16 protein-coding genes are annotated in these 16,368 nt (G+C 69.6%); 11 read left to right on the top strand and 5 right to left on the bottom strand.

Annotation, left to right across the window (positions count from 1 at the left end; translation table 11 throughout):
• Nucleotides 1-10: 10 nt before the first annotated feature.
• The 10 genes from AB0878_RS00330 to AB0878_RS00285 all read left to right on the top strand — a co-directional run bounded on the left by AB0878_RS00330 (nt 11) and on the right by AB0878_RS00285 (nt 11,476).
• Nucleotides 11-1,309 (top strand): pitrilysin family protein, encoded by a 1,299-nt coding sequence (locus tag AB0878_RS00330; protein ID WP_366575097.1) that lies wholly within the window; start codon nt 11-13, stop codon nt 1,307-1,309.
• On the top strand, nt 1,306-2,682 hold the full coding sequence (locus AB0878_RS00325) for a pitrilysin family protein (protein ID WP_366575095.1): 1,377 nt from the start codon (nt 1,306-1,308) through the stop codon (nt 2,680-2,682). The genes AB0878_RS00330 and AB0878_RS00325 overlap by 4 nt, the downstream gene beginning before the upstream one ends.
• The gene (nudC, locus tag AB0878_RS00320) at nt 2,679-3,686 is read left to right on the top strand and encodes an NAD(+) diphosphatase (RefSeq protein ID WP_366575093.1); all 1,008 of its coding nucleotides are present in this window, start codon (nt 2,679-2,681) and stop codon (nt 3,684-3,686) included. Before AB0878_RS00325 ends, nudC begins: the two co-directional genes overlap by 4 nt.
• Before the next feature lie 154 nt (nt 3,687-3,840).
• Nucleotides 3,841-4,209 carry a hypothetical protein gene (locus AB0878_RS00315; RefSeq protein ID WP_366575091.1) on the top strand — a complete coding sequence of 123 codons (369 nt, stop codon included), beginning with the start codon at nt 3,841-3,843 and terminating at the stop codon, nt 4,207-4,209.
• Between the two features lie 498 nt (nt 4,210-4,707).
• The gene (locus AB0878_RS00310) at nt 4,708-5,949 is read left to right on the top strand and encodes an ROK family transcriptional regulator (RefSeq protein ID WP_366575090.1); all 1,242 of its coding nucleotides are present in this window, start codon (nt 4,708-4,710) and stop codon (nt 5,947-5,949) included.
• A gap of 20 nt (nt 5,950-5,969) precedes the next feature.
• Complete coding sequence (locus AB0878_RS00305; RefSeq protein ID WP_364059392.1) at nt 5,970-7,346, top strand: extracellular solute-binding protein; 1,377 nt, start codon at nt 5,970-5,972, stop codon at nt 7,344-7,346.
• Nucleotides 7,343-8,326, top strand: a complete 984-nt coding sequence (locus AB0878_RS00300; protein ID WP_366575088.1) for a sugar ABC transporter permease — start codon at nt 7,343-7,345, stop codon at nt 8,324-8,326. The genes AB0878_RS00305 and AB0878_RS00300 overlap by 4 nt, the downstream gene beginning before the upstream one ends.
• Complete coding sequence (locus AB0878_RS00295) at nt 8,323-9,207, top strand: carbohydrate ABC transporter permease (protein WP_366575086.1); 885 nt, start codon at nt 8,323-8,325, stop codon at nt 9,205-9,207. The genes AB0878_RS00300 and AB0878_RS00295 overlap by 4 nt, the downstream gene beginning before the upstream one ends.
• The gene (locus AB0878_RS00290; protein WP_366575084.1) at nt 9,204-10,469 is read left to right on the top strand and encodes a 6-phospho-beta-glucosidase; all 1,266 of its coding nucleotides are present in this window, start codon (nt 9,204-9,206) and stop codon (nt 10,467-10,469) included. The genes AB0878_RS00295 and AB0878_RS00290 overlap by 4 nt, the downstream gene beginning before the upstream one ends.
• Nucleotides 10,466-11,476, top strand: coding sequence for a BadF/BadG/BcrA/BcrD ATPase family protein (locus AB0878_RS00285; RefSeq protein ID WP_366575083.1), 1,011 nt, complete (start codon nt 10,466-10,468; stop codon nt 11,474-11,476). Before AB0878_RS00290 ends, AB0878_RS00285 begins: the two co-directional genes overlap by 4 nt.
• 68 nt (nt 11,477-11,544) lie before the next feature.
• On the opposite strand, the gene AB0878_RS00280 is transcribed toward AB0878_RS00285, so the two are convergent.
• The 3 genes from AB0878_RS00280 to AB0878_RS00270 all read right to left on the bottom strand — a co-directional run bounded on the left by AB0878_RS00280 (nt 11,545) and on the right by AB0878_RS00270 (nt 13,354).
• Nucleotides 11,545-12,054, bottom strand: a complete 510-nt coding sequence (locus AB0878_RS00280; RefSeq protein ID WP_354871544.1) for an SRPBCC domain-containing protein — start codon at nt 12,052-12,054, stop codon at nt 11,545-11,547.
• Entirely contained in the window at nt 12,051-12,377 is a 327-nt protein-coding gene (locus AB0878_RS00275; RefSeq protein WP_366575080.1) for a metalloregulator ArsR/SmtB family transcription factor, read from the bottom strand. The genes AB0878_RS00280 and AB0878_RS00275 overlap by 4 nt, the downstream gene beginning before the upstream one ends.
• Nucleotides 12,378-12,448: 71 nt before the next feature.
• Entirely contained in the window at nt 12,449-13,354 is a 906-nt protein-coding gene (locus AB0878_RS00270; RefSeq protein ID WP_366575078.1) for an AraC family transcriptional regulator, read from the bottom strand.
• Between the two features lie 90 nt (nt 13,355-13,444).
• Between AB0878_RS00270 and AB0878_RS00265 the strand changes: the two genes are divergently transcribed.
• Complete coding sequence (locus AB0878_RS00265) at nt 13,445-14,422, top strand: aldo/keto reductase (RefSeq protein ID WP_366575076.1); 978 nt, start codon at nt 13,445-13,447, stop codon at nt 14,420-14,422.
• Here the strand turns inward: AB0878_RS00265 and AB0878_RS00260 are convergent.
• On the bottom strand, nt 14,419-15,786 hold the full coding sequence (locus AB0878_RS00260; RefSeq protein ID WP_366575074.1) for a gluconate:H+ symporter: 1,368 nt from the start codon (nt 15,784-15,786) through the stop codon (nt 14,419-14,421). The two genes, AB0878_RS00265 and AB0878_RS00260, sit on opposite strands and share 4 nt — an antisense overlap.
• Nucleotides 15,783-16,277 (bottom strand): gluconokinase, encoded by a 495-nt coding sequence (locus AB0878_RS00255; RefSeq protein WP_366575072.1) that lies wholly within the window; start codon nt 16,275-16,277, stop codon nt 15,783-15,785. Before AB0878_RS00255 ends, AB0878_RS00260 begins: the two co-directional genes overlap by 4 nt.
• Between the last annotated feature and the right edge of the window lie 91 nt (nt 16,278-16,368).

Raw genomic sequence — 16,368 nt, 5'->3', positions numbered from 1 at the left:
GGTGGGGGGCATGGCCGATCCCGAGCTCGTCCGTTTCACTATTGACAACGGTCTGCGCGTGGTGCTCGCCCCGGACCCGACCGCGCCTGTTGTCGGGGTCAGCGTGCACTACGACGTGGGCTTCCGTTCCGAGCCGGAGGGGTTGACGGGTTTCGCGCACCTCTTCGAGCACTTGATGTTCCAGGGCAGTGAAAGCCTGGAGAAGCTGGCCCACTTCCGCCACGTGCAGTCGAGCGGCGGGACCTTCAACGGGTCCACCCACCCCGACTACACCGACTACTACGAGGTGCTGCCGTCCGCGGCCCTCGAGCGCGCGCTGTTCCTCGAAGCCGACCGCATGCGCGCCCCGAAGCTGACGGCGGAGAACCTGGCGAACCAGATCGAGGTCGTCAAGGAGGAGATCCGCCTCAACGTGCGCAACCGTCCGTACGGCGGGTTCCCCTGGATCCTCCTGCCGCCGGTGCTGTACTCGACGTTCGCCAACGCCCACGACGGCTACGGCGCGTTCGAGGACCTCGAAGGCGCGACACTGGACGACTGCGCCGCCTTCTTCGACACCTACTACTCGCCGGCCAACGCGGTGCTCACCGTCGCCGGCGACTTCGAGGTGGAGAACGCCAAGGCGCTCATCCAGAAGCACTTCGGCGACGTGCCGCACCGGCCCGCGCCGGTCCGCCCGTCGTTCGCCGAGCCGCTGCCCACCACGGAGCTGCACGGCGAGCACGAGGACGCGCACGCGCCGCTGCCCGCGATCGCCGTGGGCTACCGCATGCCCGACCCGATCAACGACCTCGACGGTTACCTCGCGTACCTCGTGCTGGCCGGCGTTCTCACCGACGGTGACGGCTCCCGCCTGCAGCAGCGCCTGGTGCACCGCGAGCCGCTGGTGGTCGACATCGGTGCCGGTGCCGGGCTGTTCGGCCCGTTCGAGGCGCGCGACCCCGACACGTTCACGATCACCGCGATCCACCCGCCGGACGTGGAGCGCGAGCGCGTGCTGGCCGCCCTCGACGAGGTGCTGGACGAGCTCGCGACGACGCCGCCGGACGAGCAAGAGCTCAAGAAGGTGACCGCGCGCTGGGCCGCGAGCCTGCACTCGGAACACGACCGGCTGGTGTCGCGCACGCTGGCGCTGGGTGCGTTCGAGCTGCTCTACGGCGACGCGTCGCTGGTGCACCGGCTCGCTGACCGCATGTCGGCGGTCACCGGCGAAGCCGTGTCGGCCGCGGCGAAGGCGCTGCGCCCCGACGCGCGCGCCGTGCTCGTCGTGAAGCCCGCCGCCCACACCGAAGGGATCGAAGAGCAGTGACTTCGGCAACGCATCGCAGCGCGCAGGAGATCGGCCGCACGTCGACCGGTCCGCGCCCGCTGCCCCCGCTGGGCGAGCAGCGCGCCGCCACCGACCTGTCCCACGTGGACACCACGCTGAGCAACGGCCTGCGCGTGCTGGCCGTGCGCAAGGCTTCGGTGCCGCTGGTGGAGGTGCGGCTGTGGATCCCGTTCGCGGGTGAGGACGCGCTGCACCCGGCCACCGCGGAGGTGCTGGCCGAGACGCTGCTCACCGGCACGGCGAAGCGCGACCGCGTGGAGATCGACGCCGAGCTGGCGCTGATCGGCGGCGACCTCGGCGCCGGCGTGGACCCGGAACGCCTGTACCTCAACGGTTCCGCGCTCTCCGATGGCCTGCCGACGCTGCTGGACGTGCTCGGCGACGTGCTCACCGGCGCCACCTACGGCGAGCCCGAGGTGACCCGCGAACGCGAGCGGCTGATCGAGCGCATCGCGGTGTCGCGCACGCAGCCGCGCACGATCGCGCGGGAAGCGTTGCAGAAGCAGCGCTACGGGGATCACCCCGTCACGCGTGAGGTCCCGCAGGCCGACGATGTGGCCGTCGTGACGCCGGAGCAGGTGCGGGCGCTGCACGCGGCTTCGGTGCTGCCGCGTGGTTCCGTGCTGGTCATCGTGGGCGACATCGACCCCGACGCCGTGCCGGCCGAGCTCGAACGCGCACTCGGTGGCTGGGCCTCGGACCGCTCGGCTCTCGTGCTGCCGCCGCTGCCGGAGCTGACCGGCGGCAACGTGCTGCTGGTGCCGCGCGCCGGCGCCGTGCAGTCGCAGATCCGGCTTTCGGCGCAGACGGTGGCGCGCACGCACCCGGCGTACCCGGCGCTGCAGATGGCGAACCTGGCGTTCGGCGGGTACTTCTCCTCGCGTCTGGTCGAGAACATCCGTGAGGACAAGGGTTACACCTACGGCGCCCACTCCGGCTTCGAGTTCACCGGCGACAACGCGGTGGTGAACGTCGACGCCGACACGGCCAACGAGGTCACCGCCGCCGCGCTGCTCGAAACGCGCTACGAGCTGGCGCGCCTCGGGCTCGTGCCGCCGACGGCCGAGGAGGTGGAGTCGGTGCGCCAGTACGCGATCGGCTCGCTGCTCACCTCGACGTCGTCGCAGTCGGGCCTCGCCGGGCAGCTGATGGCGCTGGCGACCACGGGCCTCGGCGTCGAATGGCTGCAGGAGCACCCGGCGCGGCTCGCGGCCGTGACGGGGGAGCAGGTGGCCGAGGCGGCGCTGGAGTACTTCGCGCCCAAGCGGTTCACGGGCGTGGTGGTCGGCGACGCGGAGCTGCTCGCGCCGAAGCTGACCGCGCTGGGCGACGTGACGGTGGGTTCGGAGTGACCGTCCCTTTCGAACTGGCGGCGCTGCCGACCCTGTCGCGGTCCACTGTGGACCGTCAGGAGACGTTGCGCACCAACCCGGAACGCCTGATCTCGAAGTGGTCCGAAGCCCGCGTGGTGCTGCTCGACGACACCGGCCGCACGCCGGTCGTCGAGGGCAGCTCTTCGCTGGCCGCTCGCAAAGCCGTTGATTTCGGCACGGAACCCCCGGCTGACGCGGTGTTCCTCGGCGAGTGGGAGGACACCGACTACTGGTCCCTGCCCGGCCGCCCCGAGGGTGACGCGGAAACCGTGCAGATGGCCGGCAGCTGGGGCGTGGTCGAAGAGGTGCCCCGGGTCGACGGCGAGATCTGGGTCGAGCTGCGCGGCTACGGCGACCAGCTGGACGACACGTCGGCCGGCCTGTTCACCACCGCGCAGGCCCTGCGCCACTGGCGGCGCCAGTCCCGCTTCTGCACCCGCGACGGCTCACCCACGAACCTGATCCAGTTCGGCTGGGCCAGCAAGTGCGAGGCCAAGGGCCACGAGGAGTACCCGCGCACCGACCCGGCCGTGATCTGCCTCGTGCACGACCAGGACGGCGTCAACGGCTCCCACGTGCTGCTCGCCCGCCAGCCGGTGTGGCCTGCCGGCCGCTACTCGGTGCTCGCCGGCTTCGTGGAGGCCGGCGAGTCCCTGGAGGGCTGCGTCTCACGGGAAATCCGCGAGGAGGTGGGCGCGGAGGTGTCGGACATCCGCTACCTGGGCAGCCAGCCCTGGCCCTTCCCCCGCTCGATCATGCTGGGCTTCACCGCCCGCGCCGACCGCTCCGCCCCACTGGTCCCCGCCGACGGCGAAATCGAGGAGGCCCTCTGGGTCTCCCGCGCCGAGGTCCGCGCCGCCTTCCACAACAGCGGCACGAACACCCCGACCCCCATCGCGGGCGGCGCTTCGGAGATCATCCTGCCCGGCAACTCGTCGATCGCCCGCGTGATGCTGAAAGCGTGGGCAGACGCGGAGGAGTGAGCTTCGGCTTGTCCGTGACAGGGCCCTTCCCGGCTTGAGCCGGGGAGGGCCTTTGTCGTTCGCCGCTGGGTGTTTCGCTGTCCCCGGTTTCCGGGACGGACGGCGCCCGGCGAGCCTCCGCCGACCGCGCTCTCCCGGTGCCAGCATGGGGCTCATGGACACCGTCGCCGTCCCGCGGAGCGTCGTCAGTGCGCTGAAGCAAGCCAGCGTCACCGGAACAGCCACCGTGCTGATCGACCGTTTCCGCACCACCGCCCGGGACGAGGTCGCCCGCCCGCCGGCCGCGTTCGGCGAGGTCCTGGCGTGGCTGTGGCAGACCGATGCCGATGCCGCCGTGATCCACATCGCCGAGCTGATGAAGCAACTGCGCGAAAACCATCCGCTCGCCCACGTCGTGACGCCGCCCGTCGGATTCGCTGAGCTCCTCGACGGCGTGCGCGAGTGCTTGCCTGCCGAATTCACCCAGGCCGACCTGCTGATCTCCTACACCCGCACCACGCTGGGCGACTTCTACGGCGGTTGATCGCCCCCCCCCCCCGGCTTCGCACCGCACCCGAGGCCGACCCCCGTGGGCCGGTCGTGCCGGCGGACTCGGAAGTCGAAACTGGGCAAGCGGTTCGGCGGGTAGGGATCAGCTATCAGACGGCGAAACCGTGGCCAGGGGCGGTGGTCGAGCGCGCTGGCCGGTTCGGGATGCTGCGGCACCCGCCCGACGGTTACGCACCTGGCTTGGTCCGTGACACCGGGGCGCCAAGCTCGGGCCCCGCCTGCTGCTCGCCGTCTAGCGCAGCTGTTGCAAACACCGCAACAGCTGCGGCCCCTCGCCGGATGCTCCCGGCCGCACACGCTGAGCACTCACCCCATCACCCACCGCTGCGCCCGAAACCTCCCCGACTCGAAGTGTTACCCGCTCGTTCCGGATGACCATTGACGCGGTGTGGCCCCGCTCACTACAGTCGCCCGAAACCGTCTGTAAAGTATCCTAATTAAGGGGCCACGAGTGCGCGCCGGAAGTCCGCGGATGTTGCGTGAGATCAACGATCGCGCGGCGATCGAGGCGTTGTTGCGGGGCGGGCCGCTTACGAGGGCGGAGCTCGAGGTCGTGATCGGGCTGTCGAAGCCGGCCACGGCGCAGCTGTTGACGCGGCTGGAGCAGGACAACCTCGTGGGCAAAGCCGGCGAACGCGCGGGTGGCGGGCGCGGGCCGCGGGCGCAGCTGTGGGCCGTCAACGGCAGTCTCGCCCACGTCGCGGCCGTGGACCTCACGCCGCACGTGGCCGATTTCGTGATCGCGGACGTCGCGGGGACCGTCCAGGCCGAGTACCAGGTCGAGCTGCCCGTGCACGAAGGCGCCGACGTGATCGGCACGTTCGGCAAAGCGCTCAAGCACGTCACCCGAAAAGCGGGCAAGAGCCTCGACGACCTGGCCAACGTCGTGATCGGCGCCCAGGGCGCGTTCGATCCGCGCACGGGCCTGCTCTCCTCCGCGCCGCACATCCCCGGCTGGCTCGGGTTCGACGTGCCCCGGAAACTCAGCGAAGAGCTCAGCATCGCCGTCACCATCGAGAACGACGTGAACCTGGTGGCCGTCGAGGAGATGACGGTCGGGAAAGCCCAGGACGTCGACGACTTCGTGATGGTCTGGCTTTCCGAAGGCGTCGGTGGCGCCGTGGTCATCGGCCGGCGGTTGCTGCGCGGCGCGACCGGCGGTGGCGGCGAGATCGACTGGATGCGCGTGCCCGATCCGGCCACTGTGGACACCGGCGACCGCTGGCCCGAGGCCGGCGCGCGCTTCGGCAACCTCGTCGACTCGCCCGCCATCGCCAGGCTCGCCCACGCTCACGGCCTGGCCGCGAAAACCGGCCCCGAAGCCGTCGAACAGGCGACAATCCAGAGCCACCACCGCTTTCTCGACGATCTGGCCCGCCGCGTCGCCGGTGGCCTCGCGAGCCTCGTCGCCGTGGCCGACCCGCAGCTCATCCTGCTTTCCGGCGACACGAGCCGGGCCGGCGGTGAGGAGTTCGCCGCGAGAGTCGCGACCAAGCTCCACGAACTGGTCCTGCCCCGCACCCCCGTCGCACTCGCTTCGGTGCAGGGCAACGCCGTGCGCGCGGGCGCGTTGCAGTCCGCGCTCGCCACCGCCCGTGAAGACGTCTTCGGCGTCGTCACCCCGACGCTCCGCGGGCCGAGCCGACCCGCAGAGGACACAGCGGGAGCGCCGCGCGCGGCACTTCCGAGCTCTGCCCCGTCCCCGACCGAGTAACCACCATGAGGAGGAGGGTCATGGCCCCCACGACCCGCATCCGGAGGATCGCGCGAAGGCGTGGTTCTCTGCTGCTGTCCGCCGCGGCCGCCGCCACGCTGCTGGCGACCGCCGCGTGCGGCGCGGCCGCGCCGAGCGGCTCGGGCGACGCCGCCGCGCCGCCGAACAAGGACGACAAGCTCACCCTCACCGTGTACAGCAAGTTCACCGACCGCGAGTACGGCGTGGTCACGGCCGCGTTGAACAAGCTGAAGGCCAAGTACCCCAACATCACCATCAACCACGAGGGCAACCAGGACGACGACAAGCTCACGCAGTCGATCCGCGGCGGCAACCCGCCCGACGTGGCCATCTCCTTCTACACCGACAACCTCGGCGCGTGGTGCTCCACCGGCAGCTTCCAGGACCTCAAGCCGTACCTGGACCGCGACAAGATCGACGTGAACCAGATCCCGCAGGCGGTGCGCGACTACACGTCGTACCAGGGCAAGCGCTGCGCCATGCCGATGCTCGCCGACGTCTACGGCCTGTACTACAACAAGGACATGTTCGCGGCGCACGGCATCTCCTCGCCGCCCAAGACCACGACCGAGCTGTTCGAGGACGCGAAGAAGCTCACCGAGTTCAACGCCGACGGCTCGATCAAGACGATGGGCTTCATCCCGTCGATGCCGTTCTACGCCAACCAGGCCCAGTACTGGGCCCCGAACTTCGGCGCGCAGTTCATCGGCCCGGACGGCAAGTCGTCGATCTCGTCCAGCCCCGGCTGGAAGGCGATGTTCGAGTTCCAGAAGAAGCTCATCGACTTCTACGGCGGCCACGACAAGGTCGAGAAGTTCAAGGCCGGCCTCGGCGACGAGTACTCCGCCGACAACGGCTTCCAGAAGGGCAAGCTGGCGATGATGTACGACGGTGAGTTCCGCACCGCGTTCATCAAGGACCAGACCCCGACGCTGAACTACGCCACCGCGCCCGCGCCGGTGCTCGACAGCATGGCCGACCACTACGGCGCCGGCTTCGCCACCGGCACGATCATCGCGATCCCCAAGGGTGCCAAGAACCCCGGCGCCGCGTGGGAGCTGATCAAGCAGGTCACGCTCGACACCGACACGCTCGTGGACATGGCCAACGGCCTCAAGAACGTGCCCAGCACCACGGCTTCGCTGTCCTCGCCGAAGCTCGACGCTCCGCCGCAGTTCAAGACGTTCCTCGACATCTACGGCAGCGGCAAGCTGGTCGCCAACCCGTCGACGCCGATCGGCGACGCCTTCCTCAAGGCGGTCAACGACTTCGCCGAGAAGTGGCAGGCCGGTTCGGTACCGGACCTCGACGCCGGCCTCAAGCAGGTCGACGCCCAGGTCAACGACGAGCTGGCGCAGAAGGGCGCCGGCGGATGACCTCCGTCCTAGAAGCCAAGACCCCGTCCGCACCCGCCAAGGTGCGGGCGGGGTCGGCCCGGGCCAAGCGCCGTCGCACGGTGTTCTACTTCATGGCGCCGGCGACGCTGGGGTTCCTGATCTTCTTCGGGTACCCGCTCATCGCCACGATCTACTACTCCTTCACCCGCTACGACCTGATCAATCCTCCACAGTGGATCGGGTTCGACAACTACGTGCGCATGTTCACCAGCGAGCCGCTGGTGAAGACGGCCGCGTACAACACGTTGTGGCTCGTGATCATCCTGACCATCTGCCGGGTGCTGTTCTCACTCGGCGTCGCGTCGGTGATCTCGCGGCTGAAGTCGGGCGTCGGCCTGGTGCGCACGTTGTGCTACCTGCCCGCGCTCGCGCCGCCGGCCGCGGCGACGCTCGCGTTCGTCTTCGTGTTCAACCCGCAGTTCGGCCCGGTGAACCGGTTCCTGCACCTCGTGGGCATCGACGGCGGGCTGTGGTTCAACAGCCCCGTGATGTCGAAGCCCTCGCTCACCCTGCTGGCGCTGTGGGGTTCCGGCGAGCTGATGATCATCATCCTGGCCGCGCTGCTCGACGTGCCGGCCGAGCAGTACGAAGCGGCCGAACTCGGCGGCGCCGGTCCGGTCCGCCGGTTCTGGCACGTGACGCTGCCCTCGATCTCGCCGGTGCTGCTGTTCGGCGTGGTCAACTCGATGATCTACGCGCTGCAGTTCTTCACCCAAGCGATCGTGGCCGCGTCCGCCTCGGCGGGCACAGCCGACGTCGCCGGGAACTCGAAGCTGATCGGCGCACCCGAGAACTCGACGCTGACGTATCCGATCTGGCTGTACGTGCAGGGTTTCCGCTACTTCAACATGGGTTACGCGGCGGCGATGGCCGTGCTGCTGTTCATCGTGTCCGCGGCGTTCACGTGGGTGCTGGTTCGGCAGCTGCGTAAATCCCAGCACCAGGAGGAGGGCGCATGACCACCATTTCGGCCCCAGCACCCGCACCGGCGCCGCCCCGCGTCCAGTTCAAGCGTCGTTGGGACAAGCGGCTGGGCTTCATCGCGACGCACGCCATCGGCATCGCGCTCGGTGTGATCTTCGTGCTGCCGCTGCTGTTCGTGTTCCTCACCGCGGTGATGAAGAGCGACCAGGCGATGACGTCGAGCCTGTGGCCCACGGAATGGCACTTCGAGAACTTCGTCGAAGTGTTCAAGAAAGCACCGCTGCTGGAGTACTTCGGCAACAGCCTGCTCTACTCGTCTCTCGCGACGATCGGCGCGCTCGTGTCCGCCATCCCGGCGGCGTACGGCCTCGCGAAGCTCAAGTGGCGCGGCCAGAACTTGTTCTTCATGCTCACGGTGGCCGCGATGATGCTGCCTCCGCAGGTCACGGTCGTGCCGCTGTACGACCTGTGGGTGCGGATGGGTCTCACGGGCACTCTCGTTCCGCTGATCGTGCCGTACTTCTTCTTCGACGCGTTCTCGATCTTCCTGCTGCGCCAGTTTTTCCTTACCATCCCCAAGGATTACCTGGAAGCGGCGAAGATCGACGGCTGCAACGAGTTTCGCGCGATGACCCGGGTGCTGCTGCCGATGGCTCGCCCCGGGATCGCGGCCACCGCGATGTTCTGTTTCCTGTTCACCTGGAACGACTACTTCGGACCGCTGCTCTACACCGGCGAGAACCAGGACAACTGGCCGCTTTCGCTGGCCATCGCCTCGTTCCGCGGCATGCACCACGTGGAGTGGAACCTCACGATGGCCGCGACCGCGCTGATCATGGCGCCGGTGATCGTGCTGTTCGTGTTCGCGCAGAAGTCGTTCGTCAAGGGCATCACGTTCACGGGAGTCAAGGGATGAAGCTGGCAGTCGTCGGTGGCGGGTCCACCTACACGCCGGAGCTGGTCGACGGCATCGCGGGCCGCAGGTCCACTTTGGATGTCGACGAGATCGTGCTGATCGACCCGGACGCCTACCGCGTGGAGACCGTCGGGGGGTTCAGCCGGCGGCTGCTCGACCACGCCGGGCACCCGGCGCGGGTGCGCACCACCGCGAACCTGGAGGAAGGCGTCGAGGGCGCTTCGGCCGTGCTCATCCAGCTGCGGGTGGGCGGGCAGAAGGCGCGGGCGTCGGACGAGACGTTCCCGCACGCGTGCGGCTGCGTCGGCCAGGAGACCACGGGCGCGGGCGGCCTCGCCAAGGCCCTGCGCACGGTGCCGGTGGTGCTCGACATCGCCGAACGCGTGCGCAAGGTCGCGGGTGACGACACGTGGATCGTGAACTTCACGAACCCGGTCGGCATCGTCACGCGGGCGCTGCTGCAGGAGGGCCACCGCGCGGTGGGGCTGTGCAACGTCGCGATCAACCTGCAGCGGAAGTTCGCCAAGCTGCTGGGCGCGTCGACCGACGACGTGCGGCTCGTCCACACGGGACTCAACCACCTGAGCTGGGAACGCGGCGTGCTCGTCGACGGTGTCGACCGGCTGCCCGAGCTGCTGGACCAGCACGCGGAGTTCCTGGGTGAGGAGGTGACCGCGCCCGTCGAGTGGATGCGCCGGATGAACGCCGTGCCGTCGTACTACCTGAAGTACTACTACTCGCACGACGCGCAGGTGGCCAAGCAGCTCACCGAGCGACCGCGCGCCGAGGTGGTGAGCGACGTCGAGGAAGAGCTGCTGAAGATCTACCTCGACCCGGAGCAGGTCACCAAGCCAGACTCGCTGGAGAAGCGCGGCGGTGCGTACTACTCGGAGGCCGCCGTGCAGCTCGTGCACGCGCTGACGGCGGGCGGGCCGGCCGAGGAGCACGTGGTGAACGTGCGCAACGACGGCACGTTCTCCTTCCTGCCCGACGACGCCGTGATCGAGGTCTCGTCCACTGTGGATTCCGAGGGTGCCCGCGCGATTCCCCAGCCGACGGTGGAGCCGCGCTTCGCCGGCCTCATCGCCGCGGTGACGGCGTATGAGAACCTCGCGCTCGAAGCCGCCGTGAAGGGCGGACGCGACCGCGTGGCCGACGCGCTGCTGGCCCACCCGCTCATCGGCCAGTACACGAAGGCCGACCAGCTGGCCGACTCCCTCGTGTCGATCAACCGCGATTTCCTGCCGTGGGCGCGCGGATGAGCGAAGCCGGACCCGCGGTCGTCGCGATCGACGGGGGGAACAGCAAGACCGAGGTGCTCGTGGTGTCGCGCGAAGGCGTCGTGCTCGCCGAATCGCGCGGCCCGGGCGCCTCACCGCAGAACATCGGCGTCGACGGCTGCGTCGCGGCGTTGGAGACGTTGGTGCTGTCGGCCTTGACGTCGGCGGGTTTGCAGACGGCGCGGCCGTTCGGCGTGCACACGTCGGCTTACCTCGCGGGCCTGGATTTCCCGCGTGAGGAAGCGGCGCTGCACGCCGCGTTGTTCGCGCGCGGCTGGAGCTCCACCCTGCACGTGGGCAACGATGTGCTCGCCCTGCTGCGCGCGGGCAGCTCCGACGGCACCGGCGTGGCCGTGGTGTGCGGCGCCGGGATCAACGGCGCCGGCGTCGGCCCGGACGGGCGCGTGCACCGCTTTCCCGCGCTGGGCAAGATCTCCGGTGACTGGGGCGGCGGTTACCGCCTCGGTGAGGAAGCCTTGTGGTGGGCCGTGCGCGCGGAGGACGGCCGCGGGCCGTCCACGGCGTTGCAGGCGGCGGTGTCGGGCTTCTTCGGTGTTTCGCGGGTGTTCGACGTGGTGCAGGGCCTGCACTTCAAGGAGATCGACTCCGCCCGGATCCACGGCCTGTGCCCGCTGCTGTTCGACGTCGCCGCCGACGGCGACGAGGTCGCGCAGCAGGTCGTGACGCGGTTCGTGGAGGAGGTCAGCGTGTTCGCCGCCGTGATCCTGCGGCGGCTCGACCTGACCCAGTCGGCGCCGGAGGTCGTGCTCGGCGGGGGAGTGCTGACGGGCGTCGGCCCGTCGGTGATCTCGGAGATCGAGCGGCGCTGCCTGAAGGTGGCTCCGCGGGCGGTGGTGCGCGTGGTCGACGTGAACCCGGTCGTCGGCGCGGCCCTGTTCGGCCTCGACGAGCTGGGCGCCTCCCCTGCGGCCAAGGCCGCCCTCAAGGCGGCCACTCAACGCGCCCCAATGTGGCGTTCGGTGCGTTGAGCGCACCCAATGCGGCGTTCGGTGCGTTGAGTGCACCGAACGCCACATTGGGCGCTGGGGGCCGGGCCTCAGCCGACGATGTTCTTGCCGGTCTCCAGCACGGACTTGAGGTCGGACAGTACCCAGGCCCAGCCGCCACCGGCGTTCTCGCCCGGACCGGCGTCGACGTTCTCCATCGCCCCCGACACGAGCGCCGCGTGTCCGGGCGCGCCCGTGACGTCGTGGGTCACGGTCAGTCTGGTGCCGGCGGTCTTGGTTTCCTCGATGTCGTAGGTGAGCGTGGTGTAGGGCTCCGCGACGAGGCTGGGGTCCATCAGCAGCTTCCACGTGATCACGAGCTTGCGCGGCGGGTCGGACTCGAGCACCTCGCCGTCCAGCAGGTCACTCGTGAAGCCCGCGTCGATGAACTCCTGCGTCGGCTTGGTGCGGTGCTTGCCGCCCGTCTTGAGGTCGAACTCGGCCAGCCCGGAGTACCCGTACTTCTGCGTCCACTCCGGCTTGGTGATCGCGTCCCAGATCGCCTGCGGCGTCGCCTTGATGTACACGCGGTTGACCTGCACGGTCTTGGTCTCGGTCATTTCGGTGGCTCCCTCTCCAGATCGGTCTTGAGCTCCATCAGCGCCGACACGTGGCGCTCGGTGTACTTGTCGATCCACCGGTCGTGGATCTCCCGGATCGGCACGGGGTTGAGAAAGTGGAGCTTCTCCCGCCCCTCCTTGCGCGCGACGACGAGACCGGCTTCCTCGAGCAGCTTGAGGTGCTTCATCACCCCGAACCGCGTCATGTCCACTTCGGACTCCAGCTCGGTGAGCGTGCGGCCGTCACGCTCGAACAGCCGGTCCAGCAGGCCCCGGCGGGTCGGATCCGCCAGCGCCTTGAACACCAGGTCATCGTCAGGCACTCGCCGAGAATAGGTGACCAAAAGGTCACATGTCAACCCGTGCTCGAACCAGGGTGTGGTGTTTGTGCTGATCAGCGACCGCGGCTGCTCGCCGGCGTCCGGCCCGTCACCCGCTTGAACGCCGCGCTGAACGCGCTCTCCGAGCCGTATCCCCAACGCGAAGCCACGGAAGCGACCGTCCGGCCCTCGGCCAGGTCCCGGGTGGCGCCGGAGATCCGCCGGTGCAGCAGGTAGTCCATCGGCGACAGTCCGACGAGTGCCTTGAACCGCGTCGCGAACACTGTGCGCGACAGGTGCGCCTCGCTCGCCAGGTGGGCCACCGTCCAGCCGAACGCGGGGCGCCGGTGCATCGCGGCGAGCGCGGCGCCGATGGCCGGGTCGCGGAAGCCGGCCAGCCAGGCGGGGCGCGCGTCGGCGCCGAGGAGGCTGCGCAGCACGTGGAGGGACAGGATCTGCGTGAGGTGCTCGCGCATCGCGCCGCCGCCCGGTCGGCCGGCGGTTTCGAGCGCCAGCAGCCGCAGCGTCGAGTTCAGGACCTCGGCGGTGTCCGGGTCGGTGATGCGGGCCGAGGAACCGAGGTCCTCCAGCAGCACCGCCGCCACGGGGTCGGTGAAGTCCAGGGTGGCGCCGACCAGGGCGACGTCGGCGGCGGAACCGGCCCGCCCGTCGTTGCCGGCGAACACGCTGCGGGCCTCGATCGGCGCGACGTCCGGCGTGCTGGCCGTGACGTACGCGGCGTCGCGGCCCACGAGGTAGCAGCCACCCGCCGTCAAGAAGACCGGCGCCGATCCCTCGGGCAGCACCCAGCACGAACCCGCCGTCACGGTGATCACCTTGGGGTGCGAGCCGCCGAACCGCACCGCCCAGTCGCCGCCCGCCGTGAGCCGGGCCGGCAGGGCCGGGCGGACGTCGGCCATCGACAGGACGCCGGCGAGGGGATCCGGACGATCCAGCACGAGCTCCGAACGCTCACTCATGGTCCGCACCCTCCGCTCTGCCTAGCGTGGGAAGCACCGAAGAAAGGAACCTCCGTGCAGTACCAACAACTCGGCGCCACCGGAACTTTCGTGTCCAGGATCGCACTCGGCACCATGACGTTCGGCGGCTCCGGCCGGAAGCCGTGGGACGTGATCGGCGGACTGGACCTCAAGGCGGCCGACGAGCTGGTCGGCATCGCCCTGGACCACGGCGTGAACCTCATCGACACGGCCGACATGTACGCCGGCGGCGAGACCGAGGAGCTGCTGGGCAAGATCCTCAAGGGTCGCCGCCGCGACGTGGTGCTCGCCACCAAGGCGTACTCGCGCATGGGCGCCGGCCCCAACGAGGTCGGGCTCTCCCGCGTGCACCTGCGCCACGCGATCGACGACAGCCTCCGCCGCCTGGGCACCGACCACATCGACCTCTACCAGATCCACGCCCACGACCACCTGACCCCGCTCGACGAGACCCTCTCGGCCCTCGACGACGCCGTCCGCCAAGGCAAGATCAGCTACATCGGCACGTCCAACACCTTCGCCTGGCAGCTGGCCAAGGCTCTCGGCGTCGCCGACTTGCACGGCTACTCGCGGTTCGTGTCGCTGCAGGCGTACTACTCGCTCGTCGGGCGTGACCTCGAGCGCGAGCTGCTGCCGCTGGTCAACGAGGAGAAGCTCGGCCTGCTCGTCTACAGCCCGCTGGCCGGCGGCTTCCTCTCCGGCAAGTTCACCCGCGGCAGCCAAGACGCGTCCGGCCGCCGCGCCCAGGCCGACAACCCGCCCATCGACCGCGAGCGTGGTTACGACATCGTCGACGCGCTGCGCAAGGTCGCCGAGCGCCACGACGTCGGCGTCGCTCGCGTCGCGCTGGCCTGGGTGCTCGCGCAGCGCGGCGTGACCAGCGTGATCGTCGGCGCGAAGCGGCCCGACCAGCTGCACGAGAACCTCGCCGCCGTCGACCTGGAGCTCACCGAGCAGGACCTCGCCGAGCTCGACGCCGTCAGCGCGCTGCGCCCGGAGTACCCGGCCTGGACCCTCGACGGCGCCTACCCGTCGCGAACGCCCTAGAGCAAGCCGCCCAGCGGCAGGATCAACGCGATCGACACGACCGAGATCACCGTCTCCATCACCGACCACGTCTTCAGCGTCTGCCCCACGGACATGCCGAAGTACTCCTTGACCAGCCAGAACCCGGCGTCGTTCACGTGCGAGAAGAACAGCGAACCGGCGCCGATGGCCAACACCAGCAGGGCGTTGTGGGTCGGGTCGAGGGTGGCGGCGAGCGGCGCGACGATGCCGGCGGCGGACACCGTGGCGACGGTCGCGGAGCCCGTCGCCAGCCGGATCGCCACGGCGACCAGCCAGCCGAGCAGCAGCGGTGACAGGTGGGCGCCGGTGGACAGGTTGGTGATCACGTCGCCGACGCCGGCGTCCACCAGCGTCTGCTTGAAACCACCGCCCGCGGCCACGATGAGCAGGATGCCCGCGATCGGCGCGAGCGAGTCGCTGATGATCGACGACAGCTTCGCGCGGTGCAGGCCCGCCGGGCGGCCCAGCGTGACCATGCCGACGAGCACCGCGAGCAGCAGCGCCACCAGCGGGTCGCCGACGAAGTCGAGCACGCGGCGCACGGCGTTTTCCTTGCCCAGCAGGATGTCCGAGAGCGCCTTCAGCAACATCAGCGCCACGGGCAGCAGCACCGTGGTCAGCGTGGCGCCGAAGCTGGGCCGTTTGTCGACCTCGGTGCTCTCCGACTCGGGCACCAGGCGCTGCGGCGGGGTGGCGTCGGGCACCCACCGCGCGGCGACGCGCCCGAACAGCGGGCCGGCGATCACCACCGTCGGGATGCCGACGAGCAGGCCGAGCGCGAGGGTGATGCCCACGTTGGCACCGAGCGCGCCCGCCGCGGCCAGCGGGCCGGGGTGCGGCGGGATCAGCCCGTGGAGCACCGACAGGCCCGCGAGCGCCGGGATTCCCAGCAGCAGCACGGGTTTCCCGCTGCGCATGGCGACCAGCAGCACCACCGGGATCAGCATCACGAGGCCGATCTCGAAGAACATCGGCAGCCCGATCAACGCGGCCACCAGCGCCATCGCCCACGGCAGCCCCTTGCCGTGCACGCGCCCGAGGATCGTGTCCACGATCCGGTCCGCACCACCGGAATCGGCCAGCAGCTTGCCGAGCATCGCGCCGAACGCGATCAGCAACCCGACCGAAGCGACCGTGCTGCCGACGCCGCTTTCGAAGCTCTTCAACAGCTTGTCCACGGGCATGCCGGCCACGAGGCCCAGCACGCCGGAGCCGATCGTCAACGCCAGCAGCGGGTGGAGCTTCAGCTTGCTGATCAGCACCACGATCACGGCGATGGCGAGCACCGTCGCCAGGATCAGGCGGGTGTCGTGGCCGGTCCAGCCGGCGGCGAAGGTGGTCATGCACGCTCCTGGAACGCGTGAATCGCCGCCTCGACGAGGGCGGCGGGGCTTTCGGTGATCTCCAAGACGAGGCCCGGCTCGTCCGGCTGCAGCGGTTCGAGGTCCGCGAGCTGGGAGTCGAGCAGCGACACGGGCATGAAGTGGCCCTTGCGGGTCTGCATGCGCTCGGCGAGCACGTCGCGATCGCCGTGGAGGTGGAGGAACCAGACGTTGCCGCCGGCTCTCAGCTCGTCGCGGTACCGGCGTTTCAGCGCGGACGACGACACGACCCCGCCGGATTCCTGGTGTTCCGCAATCCAGTGCGCGATCGCCTGCAGCCAGGGCTCACGGTCGGCGTCCGTCAGCGCGTGGCCGGCGGACATCTTCTCGATGTTCGCCTTCGAGTGGAAGCTGTCGGCCTCGGCGTACTCCACGCCGAGGTGCTCGGCCAGGGCCTCGCCGACCGTCGTCTTCCCCGAGCCGGACACGCCCATCACGACGATGACGGTCATCCGCACCTCCTTGTGTCCGGAAGAGTCAAACCCAAAAGTAGTACTTATTCAAGAAGAAGTACTACTTAATCGAATCAGAGCGGTACGTTGG

Origin of the sequence: Amycolatopsis sp. NPDC047767 (genome assembly GCF_040704195.1) — a bacterium.
In the GTDB taxonomy this organism is placed as follows: domain Bacteria; phylum Actinomycetota; class Actinomycetes; order Mycobacteriales; family Pseudonocardiaceae; genus Amycolatopsis.
Note: the sequence above shows the minus strand (reverse complement) of the source record. Positions and strands in the feature narration are given on the sequence as shown.